This window comes from Roseivivax sp. (assembly GCF_054552075.1).
In genome coordinates this window covers 33,681-56,595 of sequence record NZ_JBTOLZ010000009.1, presented here as the reverse complement: position 1 = coordinate 56,595, position 22,915 = coordinate 33,681, and the positions used below count along the sequence as shown (strand labels likewise).

General features: G+C 68.7%; 20 protein-coding genes. 11 read left to right on the top strand and 9 right to left on the bottom strand.

Annotated elements, in window-relative coordinates; genetic code table 11:
* Positions 1–6: 6 nt before the first annotated feature.
* The gene (gene mraY, locus ACX938_RS09155) at positions 7–1,089 is read left to right on the top strand and encodes a phospho-N-acetylmuramoyl-pentapeptide-transferase (RefSeq protein ID WP_232751977.1); all 1,083 of its coding nucleotides are present in this window, start codon (positions 7–9) and stop codon (positions 1,087–1,089) included.
* Positions 1,090–1,467: 378 nt separating this feature from the next.
* On the opposite strand, the gene mnmA is transcribed toward mraY, so the two are convergent.
* On the bottom strand, positions 1,468–2,610 hold the full coding sequence (mnmA, locus tag ACX938_RS09150; RefSeq protein ID WP_232751976.1) for a tRNA 2-thiouridine(34) synthase MnmA: 1,143 nt from the start codon (positions 2,608–2,610) through the stop codon (positions 1,468–1,470).
* Positions 2,611–2,771: 161 nt separating this feature from the next.
* Here mnmA and sciP point away from each other — a divergent pair, with 161 nt between their 5' ends.
* The 4 genes from sciP to recG all read left to right on the top strand — a co-directional run bounded on the left by sciP (position 2,772) and on the right by recG (position 8,660).
* The gene (gene sciP, locus ACX938_RS09145; RefSeq protein ID WP_232751975.1) at positions 2,772–3,050 is read left to right on the top strand and encodes a CtrA inhibitor SciP; all 279 of its coding nucleotides are present in this window, start codon (positions 2,772–2,774) and stop codon (positions 3,048–3,050) included.
* 105 nt (positions 3,051–3,155) lie between these two features.
* Entirely contained in the window at positions 3,156–3,869 is a 714-nt protein-coding gene (ctrA, locus tag ACX938_RS09140; RefSeq protein WP_459430814.1) for a response regulator transcription factor CtrA, read from the top strand.
* A gap of 439 nt (positions 3,870–4,308) precedes the next feature.
* Positions 4,309–6,576: an NAD-dependent DNA ligase LigA gene (gene ligA, locus ACX938_RS09135; RefSeq protein ID WP_459430813.1), complete on the top strand. Its 2,268-nt coding sequence runs from the start codon at positions 4,309–4,311 to the stop codon at positions 6,574–6,576.
* Positions 6,573–8,660, top strand: a complete 2,088-nt coding sequence (gene recG / locus ACX938_RS09130) for an ATP-dependent DNA helicase RecG (protein ID WP_459430812.1) — start codon at positions 6,573–6,575, stop codon at positions 8,658–8,660. The genes ligA and recG overlap by 4 nt, the downstream gene beginning before the upstream one ends.
* 601 nt (positions 8,661–9,261) lie before the next feature.
* Here recG and ACX938_RS09125 read toward each other — a convergent pair.
* Entirely contained in the window at positions 9,262–9,714 is a 453-nt protein-coding gene (locus ACX938_RS09125; protein WP_459430811.1) for an iron-sulfur cluster assembly scaffold protein, read from the bottom strand.
* A gap of 68 nt (positions 9,715–9,782) precedes the next feature.
* Between ACX938_RS09125 and hisI the strand changes: the two genes are divergently transcribed.
* Positions 9,783–10,145, top strand: coding sequence for a phosphoribosyl-AMP cyclohydrolase (gene hisI, locus ACX938_RS09120; protein WP_459430810.1), 363 nt, complete (start codon positions 9,783–9,785; stop codon positions 10,143–10,145).
* Here hisI and gluQRS read toward each other — a convergent pair.
* Genes gluQRS through ACX938_RS09095 form a run of 5 tightly spaced genes read right to left on the bottom strand, consistent with a single transcriptional unit; the run spans position 10,140 to position 14,025 of the window.
* Positions 10,140–11,006 (bottom strand): tRNA glutamyl-Q(34) synthetase GluQRS, encoded by an 867-nt coding sequence (gene gluQRS / locus ACX938_RS09115; RefSeq protein WP_459430809.1) that lies wholly within the window; start codon positions 11,004–11,006, stop codon positions 10,140–10,142. The genes hisI and gluQRS overlap by 6 nt on opposite strands.
* Positions 11,003–11,611, bottom strand: a complete 609-nt coding sequence (locus ACX938_RS09110) for a class I SAM-dependent DNA methyltransferase (protein ID WP_232751968.1) — start codon at positions 11,609–11,611, stop codon at positions 11,003–11,005. The genes gluQRS and ACX938_RS09110 overlap by 4 nt, the downstream gene beginning before the upstream one ends.
* Before the next feature lie 21 nt (positions 11,612–11,632).
* Positions 11,633–11,839 carry a hypothetical protein gene (locus ACX938_RS09105; protein WP_232751967.1) on the bottom strand — a complete coding sequence of 69 codons (207 nt, stop codon included), beginning with the start codon at positions 11,837–11,839 and terminating at the stop codon, positions 11,633–11,635.
* Positions 11,840–11,843: 4 nt separating this feature from the next.
* Complete coding sequence (gene trmFO, locus ACX938_RS09100) at positions 11,844–13,205, bottom strand: methylenetetrahydrofolate--tRNA-(uracil(54)-C(5))-methyltransferase (FADH(2)-oxidizing) TrmFO (protein WP_459430808.1); 1,362 nt, start codon at positions 13,203–13,205, stop codon at positions 11,844–11,846.
* Positions 13,206–13,236: 31 nt separating this feature from the next.
* Positions 13,237–14,025: an enoyl-CoA hydratase gene (locus ACX938_RS09095; RefSeq protein WP_459430807.1), complete on the bottom strand. Its 789-nt coding sequence runs from the start codon at positions 14,023–14,025 to the stop codon at positions 13,237–13,239.
* Positions 14,026–14,086: 61 nt separating this feature from the next.
* Here ACX938_RS09095 and ACX938_RS09090 point away from each other — a divergent pair, with 61 nt between their 5' ends.
* Positions 14,087–14,509, top strand: a complete 423-nt coding sequence (locus tag ACX938_RS09090) for a PaaI family thioesterase (protein WP_232751964.1) — start codon at positions 14,087–14,089, stop codon at positions 14,507–14,509.
* Positions 14,510–14,737: 228 nt separating this feature from the next.
* Here the strand turns inward: ACX938_RS09090 and ACX938_RS09085 are convergent, their stop codons facing one another.
* The gene (locus ACX938_RS09085) at positions 14,738–15,643 is read right to left on the bottom strand and encodes a LysR family transcriptional regulator (RefSeq protein ID WP_232751963.1); all 906 of its coding nucleotides are present in this window, start codon (positions 15,641–15,643) and stop codon (positions 14,738–14,740) included.
* Positions 15,644–15,808: 165 nt separating this feature from the next.
* Between ACX938_RS09085 and ACX938_RS09080 the strand changes: the two genes are divergently transcribed.
* The 4 genes from ACX938_RS09080 (at position 15,809) to argC (ending at position 22,154) form a co-directional block, all read left to right on the top strand.
* Positions 15,809–19,231, top strand: a complete 3,423-nt coding sequence (locus ACX938_RS09080) for an indolepyruvate ferredoxin oxidoreductase family protein (RefSeq protein WP_459430806.1) — start codon at positions 15,809–15,811, stop codon at positions 19,229–19,231.
* Positions 19,232–19,360: 129 nt separating this feature from the next.
* Positions 19,361–20,248, top strand: coding sequence for a lysophospholipid acyltransferase family protein (locus ACX938_RS09075; RefSeq protein WP_459430864.1), 888 nt, complete (start codon positions 19,361–19,363; stop codon positions 20,246–20,248).
* Positions 20,249–20,282: 34 nt separating this feature from the next.
* Positions 20,283–21,095, top strand: coding sequence for a glutamate racemase (gene murI / locus ACX938_RS09070; RefSeq protein ID WP_232751961.1), 813 nt, complete (start codon positions 20,283–20,285; stop codon positions 21,093–21,095).
* 30 nt (positions 21,096–21,125) lie between these two features.
* A complete protein-coding gene (gene argC, locus ACX938_RS09065; RefSeq protein ID WP_459430805.1) occupies positions 21,126–22,154 on the top strand; it encodes an N-acetyl-gamma-glutamyl-phosphate reductase in 1,029 nt (342 codons plus the stop codon).
* Between the two features lie 79 nt (positions 22,155–22,233).
* On the opposite strand, the gene ACX938_RS09060 is transcribed toward argC, so the two are convergent.
* On the bottom strand, positions 22,234–22,860 hold the full coding sequence (locus ACX938_RS09060) for a thiamine phosphate synthase (protein WP_459430804.1): 627 nt from the start codon (positions 22,858–22,860) through the stop codon (positions 22,234–22,236).
* Positions 22,861–22,915 lie beyond the last annotated feature (55 nt).

Sequence of the window (22,915 nt, the reverse complement as noted above, 5' to 3'; positions counted from 1 at the left end):
GAGTTCATGCTCTATTGGCTGGCCGAATTGTCGGACGGGGGCGGTGCCTTCAACCTGTTCCGCTACATCACCTTCCGCGCCGGGGCGGCCTTCCTGACCGCGCTGGTCTTCGGCTTCCTCTTCGGGCCGCCGCTGATCAACGTGCTGCGCCGCGCCCAGGGCAAGGGCCAGCCGATCCGCACCGACGGCCCCGAGGCGCATCTGTCGAAGGCCGGCACGCCGACCATGGGCGGTCTGCTGATCGTCGGGGCGCTTTTGACCTCGACGCTCCTCTGGGCGCGGCTCGACAACGCCTTCGTCTGGCTGGTGCTTTTCGTGACCATGTCCTACGCGGCGATCGGCTTCGCGGATGACTACTCCAAGGTGAAGAAGCAGACCTCGGCGGGGGTCTCCGGCAAGGTGCGGCTGCTCCTGGGTTTCATCATCGCGGCCACCGCGGCGATCTGGGCCTCGATCTACCATCCCGCCGAGCTGACCGGGCAGCTCGCCTTCCCCTTCTTCAAGAATTACCTGCTGGACCTGGGGCTCTTCTTCGTGCCCTTCGCGATCCTGGTGATCGTCGGTGCGGCCAATGCCGTGAACCTGACCGACGGGCTCGACGGGCTGGCGATCATGCCGGTGATGATCGCCGCGGGAACGCTGGGCATCATCGCCTACGCGGTGGGCCGGGTCGATGTGACCGACTACCTCGACGTGCACTACGTGCCGGGCACCGGGGAGCTTCTGATCTTCACCGCCAGCATCTTCGGCGGGGGGCTCGGGTTCCTGTGGTACAACGCGCCGCCCGCGGCGGTCTTCATGGGCGACACCGGCTCGCTGGCCCTGGGCGGCGCGCTCGGCGCCATCGCGGTGGCCACCAAGCACGAGATCGTGCTGGCCATCGTCGGCGGGCTCTTCGTGGTCGAGGCGCTCTCGGTGATCATCCAGGTGCTGTATTTCAAGCGCACCGGCAAGCGGGTCTTCCTGATGGCGCCGATCCATCACCACTACGAGAAGAAGGGCTGGGCAGAGCCGCAGATCGTGATCCGCTTCTGGATCATCTCGCTGATCCTCGCCGCGATCGGCCTCGCGACGCTGAAGGTGCGGTGAGGGGGCTGGGAGGCTTTGAAAAAGCAGCCCCACCTGGGTTCAGGCGGTGCTTTTTTGTCCGCTCGTCGCGATCTCTGGCAGACCGGCGCAGCCAATACCGCCCCCAACAGGGACTCACGGTGAAGCAGAGGGCGCGCGCCGGACCGGGGGCCGGCGCTGCTTAGCTCCGAGCTGAGCACTTTATACCAGCAAGGTCAGGACTAAAGGCGAGCTATGTGCGCCATCCCAAGGAGCGCCGGCCCAAGGGGCCGGTCCGGCGCGCGCCCGGCACCTTCGGTGCTATTCGGGCGCAAGAAGCGCGGGGTGGGACGCAAGCGCTCCGATCCAGACGGAGCAGAGGTCATTCTACACCCCGAGCAAAGCACCAAGCCCCCGGCCTCAATACCCCCGCCAGATCCAGCCGCCGCCCAGGATGCGGCTGTCCCCGGTCTGGTAGAACACGCAGGCCTGGCCCGGCGACACACCCTCCTCGGGGGTCAGCAGCTCGACCTCCGCCTCGGTCTCCGAGATCGGCCGGATCACCGCCTCGCGCGGCGGCCGGGTGGAGCGCACCTTGACCGAGACATGCCATTCCGCCTGGCTCGTGAAGGGCGCGTCGCCCAGCCAGTTGATCTCGCGCACGGGCACCGTACGGGTCGCCAGCATCTCCTTCGGGCCGACCACCACGCGCTGGTTCTCGACGTCGAGCTTCACCACGTAGAGCGGCTCGTCGAGCCCGCCGATCCCCAAGCCCCGGCGCTGGCCGATGGTGTAATGGATCACGCCGCGATGCTCACCCAGGACGCGCCCGTCGGCATGCACGATCTCGCCGGGCTCGGCGGCACCGGGGCGCAGCTTCTCGATGACGCTGGCGTAATTGCCGTCCGGCACGAAGCAGATGTCCTGGCTGTCGGGCTTGTCGGCCACGGTCAGCCCGTATTTCTGCGCCAGTTCCCGGGTCGCCTCCTTCGAGGGCAGGTGCCCCAGCGGAAAGCGCAGGTAATCGAGCTGCTCCGGCGTGGTCGAGAACAGGAAGTAGCTCTGGTCGCGGTTGGCATCCGCGGCGCTGTGCAGCTCGGGGCCCTGGTCGCCCATCTTGCGCTGGATGTAATGGCCCGTGGCCATGCAGTCGGCATCGAGGTCCTTGGCGGTCTCGAGCAGGTCCTTGAACTTCACCCGCTCGTTGCAGCGGATGCAAGGCACCGGCGTCGCGCCGCCCAGGTAGCTGTCGGCGAACTCGTCGATCACCGCGTCGCGGAAGATGTTCTCGTAATCGAGGACGTAATGCGGGAAGCCCATCTCCTCGGCCACGCGGCGGGCGTCGTGGATGTCGATGCCGGCGCAGCAGGCGCCCTTCTTGGCCAGCGCCGCGCCGTGGTCGTAGAGCTGCAGCGTCACGCCGACCACGTCGTAGCCTTCCTCCGCGAGCTTGGCGGCCACGACCGAACTGTCGACGCCGCCGGACATGGCGACGACGACGCGGGTTTCCGCGGGGGGCTTGGCGAAGCCGAGCGAGTTGAGCTTGGTCGTATCGAGGGGCATGGGCGTTCCCAACGTTCTGCATAGTGCCGCGCACCGGGACCGGCGGAATATAGGAAAATCCGACGCATTCTCAAGGGGCCGTTTCACCGCCCGTTAAACGCGCTTGCGCAGTCTCGCCCCTGCCACGCGCGCCTTTGCGGGCGCCTGTAACGGAGCGGGCGATGTATCTGAAGAAAGTCGAAGGGCCGCGCGCGGTGCGGCTGCCGGATGGAAGCACCATGACCCGGGCGGACCTGCCGCCGCCGGAAACCGTGCGCTGGGTCGCCTCGCGCAAGCTCGCGGTTGTGAAGGCGGTGCGCTACGGGCTTCTGACCGCCGCCCAGGCGATCGAGACATACAAGCTCTCCGAGGACGAGCTGGGCGAATGGATGGTCGCGGTGAAGACCTGGGGCAAGGAAGGATTGAAGACCACCTGCCTGCAGAAGCGAAAGCAGGTGTAGAATACAACTAATGGTTGCAATTTGTGGAATTTCAGATACGTTCAGGTCCGGTTAATGTTTTTCAGCGACACCATGAGGTGACCTGAATGTGGACGGAGACTCCTCATGCGTGTGCTGCTAGTTGAAGATGATCCCACGACCCTGAAGAGCATCGAGATGATGCTCACCCATGCCAACCTCAACGTCTATGCCACCAACCTCGGGGAGGAAGGCATCGACCTGGCGAAGCTCTACGACTACGACCTGATCCTGCTGGACATCAATCTGCCCGACATGACCGGCCACGACGTGCTGCGCCAGCTGCGCACGGCCCGGGTCTCGACGCCGATCCTGATCCTCTCGGGCGACAGCAACACCGAGAGCAAGCTGAAATCCTTCGGCTTCGGGGCGGACGACTACCTCTGCAAACCCTTCCACCGCGAGGAGCTGGTGGCGCGAATCCATGCGATCATTCGCCGCTCGAAGGGGCATTCCCAGTCGACCATCCTGACCGGCCGCATCGCGGTGAACCTCGACGCCAAGACCGTCTCGGTCGAGGGGCGGCAGGTGCATCTGACCGGCAAGGAATACCAGATGCTCGAGCTTCTGAGCCTGCGGAAGGGCACGACGCTGACCAAGGAGATGTTCCTAAACCATCTCTACGGCGGCATGGACGAGCCCGAGCTGAAGATCATCGACGTCTTCATCTGCAAGCTCCGCAAGAAGCTGGCCGAGGCGACGGGGGAGCCCTCCTGCATCGAGACGGTCTGGGGCCGCGGCTACGTGCTGCGCGACCCGGTGCCCGAGGAGGACGCCGCGCCGCTCGCCGCCCGCGCCTGAGCGGGAGGCGGCTGCTAAGGGGCAAGGCGCGATGGTTTGGGCTTTAGAGGCGGTGCCTTCGCGGTCGCGTGAGGTCTAAAGGAAAGGCCCAACGGGCATAGCTCGAAGGAACGGCTCACAGGGCAAGGCCCGAGAGAATTGACCCGCGGGGCAGGGCGCCAACCGACGGACGCCCGCCGCCCCGTACCATTAGACTGACCCGACAAGGTTCGGCCCCGGCGACCTCTTGCGGCACTTTCGAACATCCAACCCGGCCCCGACAAGGCCCTAGCCAATCCCCCGGCCTCCCACCGCGCCCCTCAGCCGCCACCAACCCGAGCCCGTCCCGACCGCGCAAAAACCCCCGGCCGCAGGACGCCACCGCCCGATCCGCCCACTGGACCCTGCCCGCCGGGACCCCTATCACTTGGCCCGAACGAGCCTTCGACGGAGCGGGACCATGACCGGGCAGAAAGACTTCTCCGACACGCCGGTGACCGACCTGGACCGCGCCGCCGCCGAGGAGGAACTGGGCCGGCTCGCCGCGCTCCTCGCCAAGGCCAACGAGGATTACCACACCCGCGACGCGCCCGAGCTGACCGACGCCGATTACGACGCGCTGAAGCGCCGCAACGCCCGGATCGAAGAGCGGTTTCCCGACCTCAAGCGCGCGGATTCGCCCTCCGACCAGGTCGGCGCCGCCCCCGCCGAGGGCTTCGAGAAGGTCACCCACAGCCAACGCATGATGTCGCTCGGCAATGCCTTCGAGGATGCCGAGATCGCCGATTTCGACGCCCGCATCCGGCGCTACCTGAACCTCGGGCCCGAGGACGACCTGGCCTATACCGCCGAGCCCAAGATCGACGGGCTCTCGCTCAGCCTGCGCTACGAGGGCGGGCGGCTGATCCGCGCGGCCACCCGCGGCGACGGGACCACCGGCGAGAATGTCACCGCCAATGCCCGCACCATCTCCGACATCCCCGAGATGCTGACCGGCGCGCCCGAGGTGCTCGAGGTGCGCGGCGAGGTCTACATGAGCCACGCCGATTTCGCCGCCCTCAACGAGGGCCAGGAAGCGCGCGGCGGCAAGACCTTCGCCAACCCGCGCAACGCCGCCGCCGGCAGCCTGCGCCAGCTCGACCCCGCGATCACCCGCGCCCGGCCGCTGAAGTTCTTCGCCTATGGCTGGGGGGAGCTGTCGGAACCGCTTTCGGAGAGCCAGAGCGGCGCGCTTTCCCGGCTGGCCGAGCTGGGCTTTTCCACCAATCCGCTGACCCGCCGCTGCGCCGGCCCCGAGGATATGCTCGCGCAGTACCGCGAGATCGAGGAACGCCGCGCCACGCTCGGATATGACATCGACGGCGTGGTCTACAAGGTCGACGACCTCGGCCTGCAGGGCCGCCTCGGCTTCCGCTCGACCACCCCCCGCTGGGCGCTGGCGCATAAGTTTCCCGCCGAACTGGCCTGGACCCGGCTCGAGAAGATCGAGATCCAGGTCGGCCGCACCGGCGCGCTGTCCCCCGTGGCGCGGCTCACGCCGGTCACCGTGGGCGGCGTCGTGGTCTCCAACGCGACGCTGCACAACGAGGATTACATCGCCGGGCGCGACGCCACCGGCGCGCCGATCCGCGGTGGCCGCGACATCCGCGAAGGCGACTGGGTGCAGGTCTACCGCGCCGGCGACGTGATACCGAAGATCGCCGATGTGGACCTCGACAAGCGCCCCGAAGACGCCGCGCCCTACGAGTTCCCGACGGTCTGCCCGCGCTGCGGCTCCGAGGCGATCCGCGAAGAGGGCGACGCCGTCCGGCGCTGCTCGGGCGGGCTGATCTGCCCGGCCCAGGCGGTCGAACGGCTGAAGCATTTCGTCAGCCGCGCCGCCTTCGACATCGAGGGCCTGGGCGCCAAGCAGGTCGAACAGTTCCACACCGACGGCTGGATCGCCGAGCCCGCCGACATCTTCGCGCTGCCCGAACGCTACGGCGCGGGCATGCAGCAGCTCAAGAACCGCGAGGGCTGGGGCGAGAAAAGCGCGCAGAAGCTCTTCGACGCGATCCGAGAGAAACAGCGCATCCCCTTGAACCGGCTGATTTTTGCGCTCGGCATCCGGCATGTCGGCGAGGTCGCCGCCGCCGATCTGGCGCGCCACTACCTGAGCTGGGGCGCGCTGGTCGAGGCGTTGGACACCGCGCGGCCCGCCGAACGCCGCCACAGGGCCGCCGAGGCCGCGGTCACCGCCGAACGCCGCGCCGCCGCCGAGGAGGGCCGCCGCGCCGAGATCACCCGCACCCGCGAGGCCGTCTGGGCCGAGCCGCCCGAGGTGCCGCAGCCCGCCCGCGCCGCCTGGGAGGATCTCGTCGGCATCGACGGCATCGGCGCGACGCTCGCGGTCTCGCTGGTCTCGGCCTTCGCCCAGACCGAGGAACGCGCCTCGATCGACCGGCTCGCGGCCTATCTCGAGGTCGAGGAGGCGCAGCGCCCGGCGACCGAGGGCAGCCCCGTCGCCGGCAAGACCGTGGTCTTCACCGGCACGCTCGAGAAGATGACCCGCGCCGAGGCCAAGGCCCGCGCCGAGGCTCTGGGCGCAAAGGTCTCGGGCTCGGTCTCAAGCAAGACCGACATCCTGGTCGCCGGGCCCGGCGCGGGCTCGAAGGAGAAGAAGGCCCGCGAGCTCGGCGTCGAAATCCTCGACGAAGACGGCTGGCTGTCCTTGATCGGGCCGGCATGAGCGGCCGTCCCGAGCGGCTCTTTCCGCTTTTCGGCGCGCTGACCGCGCTGCCGGGGATCGGCGAGAAGACCGCCCAGGCGCTGGCCGCGCTGGACGTGGAGGCGCCGCGTGACCTGTTGTTTTTGCTGCCTTATTCGGGGATCGACCGGCGCCTGCGCGACACCGTGCAGGGCGAGGATCTGCCCGCGACGCTGACGGTCAGCGTCGAGATCGGCGCGCATCGCCCGCCGCGGACCCGCACCGGCGCCTACCGGATCGAGGTCACCGACGCGCAGCACAGCTTCGAGCTTGTCTATTTCCGCGGCGGCGACTACCTCAAGCGGCTCCTGCCGAGCGGCGCGCGGCGCGTGGTCTCGGGCCGGGTCGAGCTTTTCGAGGGACGCGCCCAGATGGTGCATCCCGACCACGTGCTGGCCCCGGGCGAAGAGGCGGAACTGCCCGCCTTCGAGCCGGTCTACCCGCTGACCGCCGGGGTCACGCAGAAGCTCCTCTGGCGGGCGCTCGCGGCGGCGCTCGAACGGGCGCCGGAGCTGCCGGAATGGATCGACGCGGCGCAGAAGGCCAAGGAGGACTGGCCGGATTGGCGCGCCGCACTGCAGGCGGTGCACCGCCCGACCGGGCCGCGCGACCTCGCGCCCGAGGCGCCGGCGCGGGTGCGGCTGGCCTATGACGAGTTCTTCGCGCATCAGCTGACCCTGGCGCTGGCCCGGGCCTCGCGTCGGGCGCAGCCGGGGCGCGAGACGCGCGGCGACGGGGCGCTGCGCGACCGGGTGCTGAGGGCGCTGCCCTATGCGCCGACCGGCGCCCAGACCCGCGCGATTTCCGAGATCGCCGCCGACATGGGCGCGCCCGAGCGGATGAACCGGCTCCTGCAGGGCGATGTCGGCTCGGGCAAGACGCTGGTCGCGCTGCTCGCGCTTTTGGTCGCGGTCGAGGCCGGCGGGCAGGGGGTGATGATGGCCCCGACCGAGATCCTGGCGCGCCAACATCTTGAAGGTTTGCAGCCGCTTGCCGCCTCGGCGGGCGTGCGGGTCGAGGTGCTGACCGGCCGCGACAAGGGCCGCGAGCGGCGCGAGAAGCTGGCCGCGCTGGCCGCGGGCGAGGTGCAGATCCTGGTCGGCACCCATGCGGTCTTCCAGGACGATGTGGTCTTTCAGGACCTCCGGCTGGCGGTGGTCGACGAACAGCACCGCTTTGGCGTGAACCAGCGGCTGTCCTTGGGCGAGAAGGGGCCGCGGGCGGATGTGCTGGTGATGACCGCGACGCCGATCCCGCGGTCGCTGTCCTTGGCGCAGTTCGGCGACATGGATGTCTCGGTCCTCGACGAGAAGCCGCCGGGGCGCAAGCCGATCCGCACCGCGCTGACCTCTGCCGAGCGGATGGAGGAGGTCGTGGCGCATCTGTCGCAGGCCATCGCCGAGGGGCGGCAGGCCTATTGGGTCTGCCCGCTGGTCGACGAGAGCGAATCCATCGACCTGACTGCCGCCGAGGACCGTTTTCGCCACCTGCGCGCCGCCCTTGGCGAGGGGCAGGTGGGGCTGGTGCACGGCCAGATGCCCGCGGCCGAGAAGGATGCCGCCATGGCCCGCTTCGTCGCGGGTGAAACCAAGGTCCTGGTCGCGACCACGGTGATCGAGGTCGGCGTCAATGTGCCCAATGCCTCGATCATGGTGATCGAACGGGCCGAGTGGTTCGGGCTCGCGCAGCTGCACCAGCTGCGCGGCCGCGTGGGGCGGGGCGAGGCGGCCTCCACTTGCCTTTTGATGTATCGCCCGCCCCTGAGCGAGGGCGGCGAGAAGCGCCTGACCACCCTGCGCGAGACCGAGGACGGCTTCCGCATCGCCGAGGTCGACCTCGAGATGCGGGGGGCGGGCGACCTGATCGGCACCGCGCAGTCCGGCCTGCCGCGCTTCCGCGTGGCCGACATGGAGGCACAGGCGGGCCTCATGCAGATCGCCCAGAGCGACGCGCGCAAGCTCCTGGCCGAAGACCCGGCGCTGACCTCGCCGCGGGGGCAGGCGGCGTGGCATCTGTTGTGGCTGATGCGGCAGGACCGCGCGATCCGGCTGATCAGCGTCGGCTGAGGCCTGACCACGCGCCCGGGTGCAACGGGAATTTCTTCATCTGTTCCGATGTCTTGTCCCCCTTTGTTCTGGTTTGTTCTCATAAAGTTCTGGACTCATGCCCTCAAACATGAGAACAAAGTGCTAACACAAGGTTAGGAGGACCTCATGCTCGACCAGATCCGCACCACGCTTCGCCGTTCGCAGGACACGCTCTGGACCGATGCCCTGGGGGTCATGTCGCTGATCGTCCTTCTGATCGCGGGGCTGCATATCTGACCCGCACCGCCTTTCTGCCTGCGTATCTTGTGCCGGACGCCGTCCCCAGCATCGACTGTCCCGATGCGGCGCCTGACCGACTGTCCCGTCGCGCGCGCCCCTCGCGTCCCCGGAAACCCGCAAGACACGCCACTTGCCGCCATGCGCCCCGAACGCATGGCGGCTTTTTCTTTTTAGGGCAGGGGCTTAGGGCGGGGCGCGGTGCGCTTTCGGTCGGCCCGTCGCTTGTCGTCAGCCGGGTGAAACTGGCTGGGAAAAGCGGGTGTTGGGACGCGCATGAAAAAACGGCGCGCCGCGCGCACCGCTCTTTAAGTCATGCAGATTTGAAGAACCCGCCGGCCCCTCAGGCCGACTGATGCGCCTCGGCCTCGCTCGCGGCCTCCGAGGCCGCGTCGAGCGCCAGGAGGATCGAGGCATGGCGGTTCTTGTAGGCCGCCGCAGGGCGCAGCACCTCGAGCCCCTCGAAGGGCGCGGGCGGGGTCGGGCCGTCTTCCTTCAGCATGGCCTTCAGCGCGTCGCGCGCGGCGGTGATCTGGCCCGCGTCCTGGCCGATGATCGCGCCGCCCACGACCGAGGCCGCCGCCTGGCCCAGGGCGCAGGCCTTCACGTCCTGCCCGTAGTCGGCCACCCGCCCGTCGCGCATCACGATGTCCACCGTGACGGTCGAGCCGCAGAGCGGCGAGCGCTTCTTGACCGTGGCCTCCGGCGCTGCGAGCCGCGTGGTGCGCGGAATGTCCGCGGCCAGCGCCAGGATGCGGTCGGAGTAAAGCTTGATGAGGTCCTGTTCGGCCGACATGGGTTTCCCTTTTTCGCCTGTCCCCATAGATAGGGGCTCGTCCCCCGAGTGCAAAAAGGTTTCTGCCGATGTCCTTCGATCCCGCGACCTTGGTCTATGATGCCCGCGGCCTCCTGCCGGTGATCGCCCAGGATCATCAGAGCGACGAGGTGCTCATGCTGGCCTGGATGAACGCCGAGGCGGTGGCGCGGACGCTCGAGACCGGCCGCGTGACCTATTGGTCGCGCTCGCGCCAGAGCTTCTGGGTCAAGGGCGAGACCTCGGGCCATGTGCAGGAGCTGGTCGAGATGCGCGTCGATTGCGACAGCGACTGCCTGCTGGTGCGCGTGAACCAGACGGGGCCGGCCTGTCACACCGGGCGGCGGTCCTGTTTCTACACCGCGATCCGCGAGGGCGCGCCGGTGGAGATCCTCAGCCTCGAGGGCTCATAAGCCCACCATGTCGCGCAGCTCGGCGGGGCTGACCCCCTCGGCGCGGTAGGTGGCGATGGCGCGGGCGTCGTCGCGCTTGGCAAGCCGCCGCCCGTCCTCGTCGCGGATCAGCCGGTGGTGGTGGTAGCGCGGGCTCGGCAGGTCCAGGAGGCGCTGAAGGACCACGTGGATGGCCGTCGCCTCGAAGAGATCGCGCCCGCGGGTGACCTCGCTCACGCCCTGGGCCGCATCGTCGATGACCACGGCCAGGTGATAGGAGGTGCCCATCTCGCGGCGCGAGAGCACCACGTCGCCGACGGTCTCGATCAACTGGCGGGGCGAGAGGGCGATCTCCCCCATCGCGCCGTCGGGCCCGGCGCCGGTCTCGGTGAAGGCAAGCGGTGTCTCCCCCAGCGCCTCCAGCGCCCGCGCCATGTCGAGGCGCAGCGCCACGTCCTGAGGCAGCGGGCCCTGGCGCGCGCCGGGCCGGTCGCGGCAGGTGCCGGGATAGAGGATGCCGTCCGGCCCGGTCAGCGGCGCGCCGCCCTCCTGCGGGGCCGAGGCGGCCTCGAGGATGTCGCGCCGCCGGCAGCGGCAGGGATAGAGAAGCCCGCGCGCCCAGAGCGCCGCGAGCGCCGCGCGATAGGCCGGCAGGTTCTCTGACTGGCGCAGCACCGGCATCTCCCAGTCGAGCCCGAGCCAGCGCAGATCCTCGTAGATCTGCGCCTCCCAATGGGCGCGGGCGCGGCCCTGGTCGATGTCCTCGATGCGCAACAGGAACCGCCCGCCCGCGGCCCGGGCCCTCTCCCAGGCCAGGAGCGCGGAATAGGCATGGCCCAGGTGCAGCGGGCCGGTGGGCGACGGGGCGAAGCGCGTGATCACGCCTTCTCGAACACCACGACCAGCGCCTGCAGGTTCTTCGAGCGCACATGCGGGCCCATCTCGGCCAGGTGCTCCTTGACCAGCCCGCTGGCGCGGACGCGGTCGATATGCGCCTGGGCCTCGGGTTCGGCCAGGGTCTTCTCGTTGAAGGAGGCGACCAGCAGGCCGCCGGGCTCCAGCGCCTCAATCATCAGGTCGAGGATCGACATCGGGCCGGCGCCCGCGCCGATCACCCCGATCGCCGCCATGAGCCCGTAGCCCGAGGGCAGGGGCGCGCCGGGGGCGATGCGGGTGAGGTTGCGGTAGAGGCCCTTGTCGCGGGCCACGTCGAGCATCCCGCCCGAGACATCCACCCCGTCGAGGAGCGCGAAGCCGCCCTCCTGCAGGGCCGCGCCGGAGAGCCCGGTGCCGCAGCCCACGTCCAGAAGCGGCTGGCCCGGGTCGGGGGCGAAGCGGGCCAGCGCCGCGGCGCAGCGGCCGGGGGTGGCGTAATCGGCCCCCGCGAGATCGGCGTCATATTCCTTGGCCCAGACGTCGTAGATCTGCCGCCGCTCGTCCTGGCTTTGGGCTTCGTAGACGCGGTCGAGGTAGCTTTTCTCGCTCAAGGGGGCCTCCTGTCGGTTGGGTCAGTCGTCGCCTCGGCGGCTTGCGCGCCGCTCTTCTGCGGATTGGTAGATCAGGATCCAGGCGAGCAAAATGAACATCGGGTGGGTCAGCCCGCCCGAGAAGAGGATCGCCGGGATCCAGATGATGAAGACCACGATGGCCGTGAAGATCCGCCCGGTCAGCAGGATCGAGAGCGGCGGCAGGAGAAGGGCCAGTACGTAGTTCATCGGCTCACTCCGCCGCCGCGGCGCTGCCCTGCAGGCCCAGCCAGTCGGTCCAGGCGGCCTTGGCGCGGTCGGTATAGGCCTTGTAGCGGTCACGCCGGCCCCGGCGGCCGCCCTTCACGCCCTCGAGCGGGCGGAACAGGCCGAAATTCACGTTCATCGGCTGGAAGGTCTTGGCCTCGGCGCCGCCGGTGATGTGATGCACCAGCGCGCCATGGGCGCTGTCCTGGGGCACGGTGGCGAGGTCCTCGCCGAGGATCTCGGCGGCGGCCATGCGCCCGGCGAGAAGCCCCATGGCGGCGGATTCGACGTAGCCCTCGACCCCGGTGATCTGGCCCGCGAACCGAACGTTGGGCTGGGCGCGCAGCCGCATCCGGTCGTCCAGAAGCGTCGGCGAATTCAGGAAAGTGTTGCGGTGGATGCCGCCCAGCCGGGCAAAGCGCGCCTCCTCGAGGCCGGGGATCATCCGCAGCACCTCTTTCTGGGCGCCGTATTTCATCTTGGTCTGGAAGCCGACGATGTTGAAGAGCGTCCCCAGCGCGTTGTCGCGGCGCAGCTGCACCACGGCCCAGGGCTTTTCGTCGGGCTTGTGCGGGTTGGTCAGGCCCACCGGCTTCATCGGCCCGTGGCGCAGGGTCTCGCGGCCGCGCTCGGCCATGACCTCGATCGGCAGGCAGCCGTCGAAATAGCCCGCGGTCTCGCCCTCGTGGAACTCGGTCTTGTCGGCGGCGATCAGCGCGTCGATGAAGGCCTCGTATTGCTCGCGCGTCATCGGGCAGTTGAGATAGGCGCGCTGCTCCGCCTCGGTCTCGCCCTTGTCGTAGCGCGACTGCATCCAGGCCTGCGACATGTCGATCGTGTCGGCATAGACAATCGGCGCGATAGCGTCGAAGAAGGCGAGGCTCTCGGTGCCGGTCGCCCGCGCGATGGACTGGCCCAGGCTGTCCGAAGTGAGCGGCCCGGTGGCGAAGATCCACTGGCCGTCCTGGGGCAGCTCGGAGACCTCCTCGTGGCTCACCTCGATGTTGGGATGCGCCTTGAGTGCGCGGGTGATCTCTTCGGAGAAGGGCTCCCGGTCGACCGCCAGCGCGCCGCCGGCGGGCAGCCGGTGGTCATAGGCGGTCGAGATCACCAGCCCGCCCGCGGCCTTCATCTCCCAATGAAGCAGCCCCACGGCGTTCTGTTCGTGATCGTCCGAGCGGAAGGAGTTGGAACAGACCATCTCGCCCAGCTTGCCGGTCTTATGGGCGAAGGTGCCCACCTTGGGGCGCATCTCGTGGATCACCACGCGAACGCCCAGATTGGCGGCCTGCCATGCGGCTTCAGAGCCGGCCATGCCGCCGCCCACGATATGCAATGTCTCGGTCATGGGTGGCAGATAGGAAATCCCGCGGCTTTTGTCACTCCTGCGCCCAGTCCGGAGCGCGTTTTTCGAGGAAGGCCTGGATGCCTTCTTCTGTATCGCGGTCGAGCATGTTCTCGACCATGACGGCGCCGGTATAGGCATAGGCCTCAGAGAGCGGCATCTCGAGCTGGCGGTAGAAGGCCGACTTGCCGGTGCGCACCGCGCTGCCGAGCTTGGCGGCGACGGTCCGGGCCAGTTCGTCGGTCGCCTCGGACAGCGCGTTGTCGGGCACGACGCGGTTGACCAGCCCCAGCGCCTCGGCGCGGGGGGCCGCGATGAAGGCGCCGGTGGTCAGCATCTCGAAGGCCTGCTTGCGCGAGACGTTGCGGGTCAGCGCCACCATGGGCGTCGAGCAGAAGAGCCCGATGTTCACCCCGTTCACCCCGAAGCGCGCGCTTTCGGCGGCCACGGCCATGTCGCAGCTCGCGACGAGCTGGCAGCCGGCGGCGGTGGCCAGGCCCTGGACCTCGGCGATCACCGGCTGGGGCAGGGCGGTCACCGCCATCATCATCGCCGCGCAGCGGTCGAAGAGATCCTTGAAGGCCGCGGCGCCGCCGTCGGGCGCGGCGCGGGCGGCGGTCATCTCTTTCAGGTCGTGGCCCGCGCAGAAGGCCCGGCCCGCGCCGCGCAGCACCACCACGCGGATGTCGCGGTCCTCGGCGATGCGCGCCAGCTCCTCGGTCAGCGCGGCGATCATCGCGTCCGACAGCGGGTTCAGCCGCTCGGGCACGTTGAGCGTGAGGTTCGCCACGCCCTCTCTGTCGTCACGTAACAGCACCGGCATCTTGTCCTCCCCTTGCCCTCGCGGCAGCTTACGGGCGGAGCAGGAGGGAGAAAAGCAGGCGATGACAATCAAGGTATCGAAGGAGGAGATGGCGCCCTTCCTCGACGAGGTCTTCCCGCAGGTGCGCGGCATGTTCGGGATCGACCGGCTCGACGAGGAGCTTCTGGTCATGCGGCTCTTCGCCGATGATCGCCACCTGCGCCCCGGCGGCACGGTCTCGGGCCCGGCGATGTTCGGGCTGGCGGATGTCTCGGCCTATGTGGCCACCATGGCGCGCATCGGCCGCGAGGCGCTGGCGGTCACCACCAACTGTTCGATCGATTTCATGCGCAAGCCGGTCTCGGGCGCGGATGTGCTGGCCGAATGCCGGGTCCTGAAGCTCGGCAAGGCGCTGTCGGTCTGCGACGTGCTCCTGTTCTCGGAAGGCACGCCCGAGCCGGTGGCCCGCGCGAATCTGACCTATTCGCTGCCGCCCAAACGCTGAGAGCCCGCCATGTGCGGCGTATGTCGCCCTGGCCCTCGGGGGGCCGCGCAAAAAAAAAAGGCCGAGCACAAAGCTCGGCCGAAGTCCAACAGGGAGGTATGAAGATGATGCGCGGCTGACCGCGCCATCGACATGCTGATGAATTAGTAATCGGTTTTGAGTCGTTCAACTCAAATTATGCCGCAGCTGCATCATGGCCGCTATGCGGTCTCGACATAACCGGGGCTGTCACTCGGTGCCCATCGCCTGCCGCGTGCGCCTGTGGGCGATGATTTCGTCCTGCACGAAGTCGCGGAAGGCTTCTATCCGTTTGGAATGCCGAAGTTCTTCCGGGTAGGCCAAAAACACCGGCACATCGTTGCTTTCAACGTCCGGCAGAACGCGCACGACGGTGGGGAAATCCTCGATGATGTAATCCGGCAACACGCCGATCCCGAGGTTCGAGATCACCGCCTGCAGGACGCCGAAGTAATTGTTCACCGAAAGCGTGGTCTGGACGTCGTAGGTCAGCAGCTCCTGGACCAGGTGCAGGCCCGCCTGAACCTGCGCGGAGCGGGTGTTCTGGCAGATCAGCCGGTGGTCGGCCATGTCCTCGAGCGTCTTCGGCGTGCCGTGCTGTTCGAGGTATTCGGGCGATGCGTAAAGCCGCATGCGGATGTTCATCAGCCGCTTGCGGATCAGGTCGGCCTGCGAGGGCTCCTTCATGCGGATCGCCACGTCGGCCTCGCGCATGGGCAGGTCGAGGACGCGCTCCTCGAGCATCAGGTCGATGTTCAGCTCGGGATACTTGTCATAGAGCTTCGAGAGCCGCGGCGCGAGCCAGAGCGAGCCGAAGCCGGTGGTGGTCGTCACCCGCAGCTCGCCGAAGACCTCTTCCTCGCTGTCGCGGATGCGCGCGGTCGCCGCCTCGATGCGCTTGGCCATGGCCACGGTCGCGTCGAAGAGAAGCTCCCCCTGTTCGGTGAGAATCAGTCCCCGCGCGTGACGGTGAAACAGGGTGGTATCCAGCGCCTCTTCGAGCGCCCGGATCTGCCGCGAGACCGCCGATTGCGACAGGTGCAGGGCATCTCCGGCATGTGTCAGGCTGCCGGCGTCCGCCACCGCGTGAAATATTCTGAGCTTGTCCCAATCCATGGCTTATCTCTTTGACCCACGCTGACCCTCTACGGAAAACATTGCAAAATATAAACATTGCAACGCGCGAATTCGTGCAAATGCACGTCAAAACGCTGTTCAGGTCAGCGATAGTGACCTAAAATCGCCTCAAATGCAGCTACATTAAGTGACGGGAGGCACGCAATGTCGAAGCAAGAGATTTCCCTCGAGGACCGGTTCAACCTGGAGGCCGATCAGGTGCTCCTGAACGGCACCCAGGCGCTGGTGCGGCTGATGCTCACCCAGTCCGCCCGCGACCGGGCGTCGGGGCTGAACACGGCGGGCTACGTCACCGGCTACCGCGGCTCGCCGCTCGGCGCGGTGGACCTGCAGATGAACCGTGCGGCCAAGCACCTGGCCGGCGCCAATGTGCTTTTCCAGGAAGGTCTGAACGAGGACCTGGCCGCGACCCAGCTCTGGGGCAGCCAGCAGGCCGAACTGCGCGGAGAGGGCAAATACGACGGCGTCTTCGGGCTCTGGTACGGCAAGGGCCCCGGCGTCGACCGCTCGGGCGACGTGATGCGCCACGCCAATATGGCCGGCACCTCCAAGCACGGCGGCGTGCTCATGGCCATGGGCGACGACCACACCGGCGAAAGCTCGACCGTCCTGCACCAGTCCGAATGGGCGCTGGTCGACGCCTATATGCCCGTGGTATCGCCCGCGGGCGTGCAGGAGATCCTCGACTACGGCGTCTACGGCTACGCGCTGTCGCGCTACGCGGGGCTCTGGGTCGGGCTCAAGACCATGAAGGACACCGTCGAGGCCACCGCCGTGGTCGACGGCCGCATCGACCGGGTGCGCGCCCTGCCGCCCACCGATTTCGCCATGCCCGAGGGCGGGCTGAACATCCGCCTCGGTGACACGCCGCACCTGCAAGAGGCGCGGATGATCGATTTCAAGCGCTACGCCGCCGAGGCCTTCAGCCATGCCAACAAGATGGACCAGCGGGTCTGGGGCAAGCCGGGCGCCAAGATCGGCTTCGTCGCCGCGGGCAAGAACTGGCTCGACCTGACCCATGCCATGAGCCTTCTGGGCATCGACGCCGCCGAGGCCGAGCGGCTGGGGCTGACGACCTACAAGATCGGCCAGACCTTCCCGCTGGACATGAAGGGCTTCCACGACTGGGCGGAAGACCTCGAGCTGATCGTCATCGTCGAGGAGAAGCGCAAGCTGATCGAGGTGCAGGTCAAGGAGGCGATCTTCGACGACCGCCGCGGCCGCCGCGTCTACGGCTGGTACAAGGGCGGCGCCGGCGGGATGCACCGCGAGGAGCTTTTCCCGACCCGCGGCGCGCTCGATCCGGTCTGGATCGCCGAGAAGCTCGGCGAGATCCTGATCGAGGAGGGGCGCGGCACCGACAGCGTGCAGGCCGGCCTCGCCAAGCTCGCCGAGGCGCGCAAGGCCGACAACGTGCAGGAAATCGCGGCGCGGCTGCCCTATTACTGCTCGGGCTGCCCGCACAACACTTCCACCAAGGTGCCCGAGGGCTCGCGCGGCTACGCCGGGATCGGCTGCCACTACATGGTGCAGTGGATGGACCGCAACACCGAGGGTTTCACCCATATGGGCGCCGAAGGGGCGAACTGGATCGGCGAGGCGCCCTTCTCCAAGACCCCGCATGTCTTCCAGAACCTCGGCGACGGCACCTACAACCACTCGGGCGTGCAGGCGATCCGCGCCGCGCTCGCCGCGGGCACGAACATCACCTACAAGATCCTCTACAACGACGCCGTGGCGATGACCGGCGGGCAGAAGAACGAGGGCGGGCTGACGCCCGACCGCATCGCCCGCGAGCTCGACGCCATGGGGGTCTCCCGGATCGAGGTGGTCTACGACGAGAAGGAAGAGCCCGAACGCTCGGACTTCCCCGGCTCGGTCGGCTGGCACCCCCGCGCCGACATGGAGCACGTCCAGAAGACCCTGCGCGAGGTCGAGGGCGTCTCGGCGATCATCTACGTGCAGACCTGCGCCGCCGAGAAGCGCCGCCGCCGCAAGCGCGGGCTTTTCCCCGATCCCGACACCCGGGTCTTCATCAACGAGGAGGTCTGCGAGGGCTGCGGCGACTGCGGCGTGCAGTCGAACTGCGTCTCCATCGTCCCGAAGGAGACCGAGTTCGGCCGCAAGCGCGCGATCGACCAGTCGTCCTGCAACAAGGATTACTCCTGCCTGCGCGGCTTCTGCCCCTCCTTCGTGACCCTGACCGGCGCGCGCCGGAAGAAGGACGCGGGCACCGACATCGACCTGCCGCATCTGCCCGAGCCCCAGCTGCCCGAGATCGGAAAGACCTGGAACATGGTGATCACCGGCGTCGGCGGCACCGGCGTGGTGACCGTGGGCGCGGTGCTGGCCCAGGCCGCCCAGATCGACGGCAAGGGTGCCGGCATGATGGAGATGGCCGGCCTCGCCCAGAAGGGCGGCGCGGTGCATATCCACCTGCGGCTGGCCCAATCGCCCGACGACATCAGCGCGATCCGCGTCGCCACCGGCGAGGCCGACACGCTGATCGGCGGCGACCTGGTGGTCTCGGCGGGCTCCAAGACGCTGGGGCTGACGGCCACGGGCCGCACCGGCGGCGTGGTCAACAGCCACGAGATCATCACCGGCGATTTCACCCGCAACACCGAGTTCACCCTGCCGGCGGACCAGCTGCGCCTCGCGGTCGAGCGGCGCCTGCGCGACGACGTGGTCTTCTTCGATGCCTCGGAGCTGGCCCGCGCGGTCATGGGCGACTCGATCTTCTCGAACACCATGCTGCTCGGCGCGGCCTGGCAGCTCGGGCGCATCCCGCTGCCGCATGAGGCGATCAAGCAGGCGATCGAGCTGAACGGCGCCGCGGTCGAGGGCAACCTGCGCGCCTTCGAGATCGGCCGCTGGGCGGCGCTGCACCCCGAGGAGGCGGACAGCATCTCGGCCCCCAAGGTCGTCGCCAAGCCAAAGACGCTGGACGAGCGCATCGAGGCCCGCGCGCGGCACCTGGTCGACTACCAGGGCAAGCGGCTGGCCAAGCGCTACCGCGCGCGGCTCGAGGGCATCTCCGACCCGCGCCTCAAGGAGGCGGTCGCCAAGGGCTACCACAAGGTCCTGGCCTACAAGGACGAATACGAGGTCGCACGGCTGCATCTCGCGACCCGCGAGAAGGCCCGCCAGGAGTTCGGCGGCGACTTCAAGATGTCGTTCCACCTCGCGCCGCCGCTCCTGTCGAAGGAGGGCAGCGACGGGCGCCCGCAGAAGAAGCAGTATGGCGAGGGCATGCTGCGCTGGTTCGGGATCATGGCGCGGATGAAGATGCTGCGCGGCACGCCGCTCGATCCCTTCGGCCATTCCGAGGAGCGCCGCAGCGAACGCGCGCTGATCAAGCAGTACGAGGCCGACATGGCCGAATGGCTGCCGCAGGCCGACGACAAGCGCATGGAGGCGCTGGTGGCCCTGGCCGAGCTGCCGCTCTCGATCCGCGGCTTCGGCCCGGTCAAGGCGGATAATCTCGCCCGCGCCGAGAAGCGCCGCGAAGAGATCCTGGCCGCGCTCCGGGCCGGCGGGGCCGATTTTGCCAAGGCGGCGGAGTAGCCGCGCCCTCGGGCCGCGCGGGGGGCAGCCTCGCGCGGTCCGCAGGCCCTTTTGTCATCGGGCTGTTACGTGAATGTCGCAAACCCGCCGCCAGCCTCATCCCCACTTGGAAGGACAGCGCGCGTGATCATGCCCGATCCCCAGGTCGCCCGCGACATCAGCTACGCCCATTCCGCCCGCAGCCGCGGCGGCAGGGCGCTGATCCGCTTCATGGAGAACGCCACCGGCCGGCCCCGGATGATCCGCCGCGCGGCGGGTTACGAGCGCGACGTCGCGGGTGGCGCGGACTTCTGGCAGGTCATGGTGGCGCGCTACGGCCTCAGCCTCGAAGTGGCGGGCGGCAGCCTCGACAACATCCCCCGCGAGGGCCCGCTGGTCCTCGTGGCGAACCATCCCTACGGCATCCTCGACGGGCTGATGCTGGGGCATCTCCTCTCGGCGCAGCGCGGCGATTTCCGCATCCTCGCGCACAAGGTCTTCCAGAAGGCCGCCGACCTCGACCGGGTGATCCTGCCGGTCAACTTCGACGACACCAAGGAGGCCGTGGCCGAGAACCTCGCCGTGCGCCGCGAGGCGCTGGACTACCTCGGGCAGGGCGGGGCGATCGGGGTCTTCCCGGGCGGCACCGTCTCGACCGGGCTCACGCCTTTTGCCCGGCCGATGGACCCGGGCTGGCGCAGCTTCACCGCGCGGATGATCGCCAAGTCCGATGCCACCGTGGTGCCGGTCTATTTCGACGGGCAGAACTCGCGGCTCTTCCAGCTCGCGAGCCACCTGCATTACACGCTGCGCATGGGGCTTCTGATCCGCGAGTTCCGCCGGCGGGTCGACAAGCCGGTGCGGCTGGTGGTCGGCGCGCCGATCCCGCGCGCCGAGATCGCCGCCCGCGCGGGCGATGCGCGGGCGATGATGGATTTCCTCCGCAAATCCACATATGAGCTGTCCCCGACACCGCTCCGGCCCGATCTTGCGGGCTACGAGTTCGAGAGCAGACACCGCCCGCGGCCCAATCCCTGAAGGGCGCGCGCGGCCCAGAGGGCAGGACGTGACGATGGCGATTGGCGTGTTCGATTCGGGGCTCGGCGGCCTCACCGTGCTCGAGGCCGTGACCCGGAGGCTGCCCGACCAGCCTTTCGTCTACTACGGCGACAACGCCAACACGCCTTACGGCACCCGCGAGGCGCAGGACATCTACGAGCTGACCACCCGCGGGGTCGAACGGCTCTGGGACGAGGGCTGCGACCTGGTGATCCTGGCCTGCAACACCGCCTCGGCGGCCGCGCTGCGCCGCATGCAGGAGACCTGGGTGCCCCGCGACAAGCGCGTGCTGGGGGTCTTCGTGCCGCTGATCGAGGCGCTGACCGAACGGCAGTGGGGCGACAACTCGCCTCCGCGCGAGGTGGCGGTGAACTCGGTCGCGCTTTTCGCCACGCCCGCCACCGTGCGCAGCCGGGCCTTCCAGCGCGAGCTGTCCTTCCGGGCGGTCGGTGTCGACGTCGAGGCCCAGGCCTGCGGCGGGCTGGTCGACGCCATCGAGGAAGGCGACATGATCCTGGCCGAGGCGCTGGTGCGCAGCCATGTCGACGCGCTCAAGCGCAAGATGCCCGACCCGCAGGCGGCGGTCTTGGGCTGCACCCATTACCCGCTTCTGGAAGAGGTCTTCCGCGATGCGCTGGGCCCCGAGGTCTCGGTCTATTCCCAGCCCTCGGTGGTGGCCGAGAGCCTCGCCGACTACCTCGCGCGGCACCCCGAGATGGGCGGGCGCGGCAGCGCCCCGCGCTACCTGACCACCGGCGACGCGCGCCGGGTCTCGGGTCAGGCCACGCGCTTTCTCCGACGCGAGATCGCCTTCGACGCCGCCTGATCCCGCCACACCGCCAGAAAAGACGCCAGAATGACCAAGAACATCGCCATCATCGGGGCCTCGGGCTACACCGGGGCCGAACTTGTCCGGCTGATCGCCACCCATCCCGAGCTGAAGATCCGGGCCCTTGCCGCCAACTCCAAGGCGGGCCAGAGCATGGCCCAGGTCTTCCCGCATCTGCGGCATCTCGACCTGCCGGACCTGGTGACCTGGGAAGAGATCGACTTCTCGGGCATCGACCTGTGCTTCTGCGCCCTGCCGCACAAGACCAGCCAGGAGGTCATCGCCGCGCTGCCCGGGCATCTGAAGATCGTCGATCTTTCCGCCGACTTCCGCCTGCGCGACCCCGTAGCCTACAAGCGCTGGTACGGCAACGACCACGCCGCGCCCGAGCTGCAGGCCGAGGCGGTCTACGGGCTGACCGAGTTCTACCGCGCGCAAATTGCCGAGGCCCGGCTGGTCGCGGGCACCGGCTGCAACGCCGCGACCGGGCAATACGTGCTGCGCCCGCTGATCGCCGCGGGGGTGGTGGACCTCGACGACATCATCCTGGACCTGAAGTGCGGCGTCTCCGGGGCCGGGCGGTCGCTGAAAGAGAACCTCCTACACGCCGAGCTTTCCGAGGGGACCAACGCCTATGCCACCGGCGGCACCCACCGGCACCTGGGCGAGTTCGACCAGGAGTTCTCCGACATCGCGGGCCGCGAGGTGAAGATCCGCTTCACCCCGCATCTCATCCCGATGAACCGCGGGATCCTGGCCACCGCCTATCTCAAGGGCGAGGCCGAGGCGATCCATGCCGCGCTGACCGAGGCCTATGCCGAGGAGCCCTTCCTCGAGGTGTTGCCCCTGGGCGAGACGCCCTCGACCCACCATGTGCGGGGCTCGAACTTCTGCCACCTGGGCGTGGTCGCCGACCGCATCCCGGGCCGCGCGCTGGTGGTCGCGGCGCTCGACAACCTGACCAAGGGCTCCTCGGGCCAGGCGTTGCAGAACGCCAACCTGATGCTGGGCCTGCCCGAGACGACGGGCCTGATGCTGGCGCCCTGCTACCCCTGAGCCGCAACCGAAAGCGCCGCCCTGAATGGGCGGCGCGCATCGCGTAAAACCGTTTGTCCCGAGAGGCTTGCGCCCGCGCTTAACGCGGGGCCATGGCCGCCACGATGGCGCTCAGCGCCTGCGCCGGATCCTCGGCGCGCCAGATCTCCTCGCCGACGGAGATGAAGTCCACGACCGGGGCCAGCCCCTGCGCGGTCTCGGGCGAAAGCCCGCCCTCGGCCACCACCGGGATCTCGATCATCTGCGACCACCACTCGAAGATCTCGCGCTCGGCCAGCCGGCCGTCGCCAAGCGCGGCGCCCGCCACCGGGCCGAAGCTGACGTAATCCGCCCCGGCCTCGCCGGCGGTCATGCCGTCGTGCCGCGAGGTGCCGCAATGGGCCCCGACGATGGCGTCGCTGCCCAGCTCCTTGCGCGCGGCCCGGACCGAGCGCGCCCCGTCGGTCAGATGCACCCCGTCGAGCCCGAGCCTTTCGGCCAGCACGATATGGGTGTCGATCACCAGGGCGATGTCATGGGCATGGGCCACCTCGCGCACCTGGTCGGCGGCGCGGGTCAGGATGTCCTCGTCGCGGGTCGCCAGCGAAAGCCGCAGGCAGGCGACCTCCTCGGCGTCGAGCACCCGCGACAGCGCCTCGGGAAAGGCGAAGAGGTCGATCTCCGGCGGGGTGACCAGGTAGATTTGCGGGCGATCGGTCTCGGCCATGGCGCGCGCTCCTTCAGACTGCCGCGACCTCTTATCGAAAGCCAAAGCGGCTGAC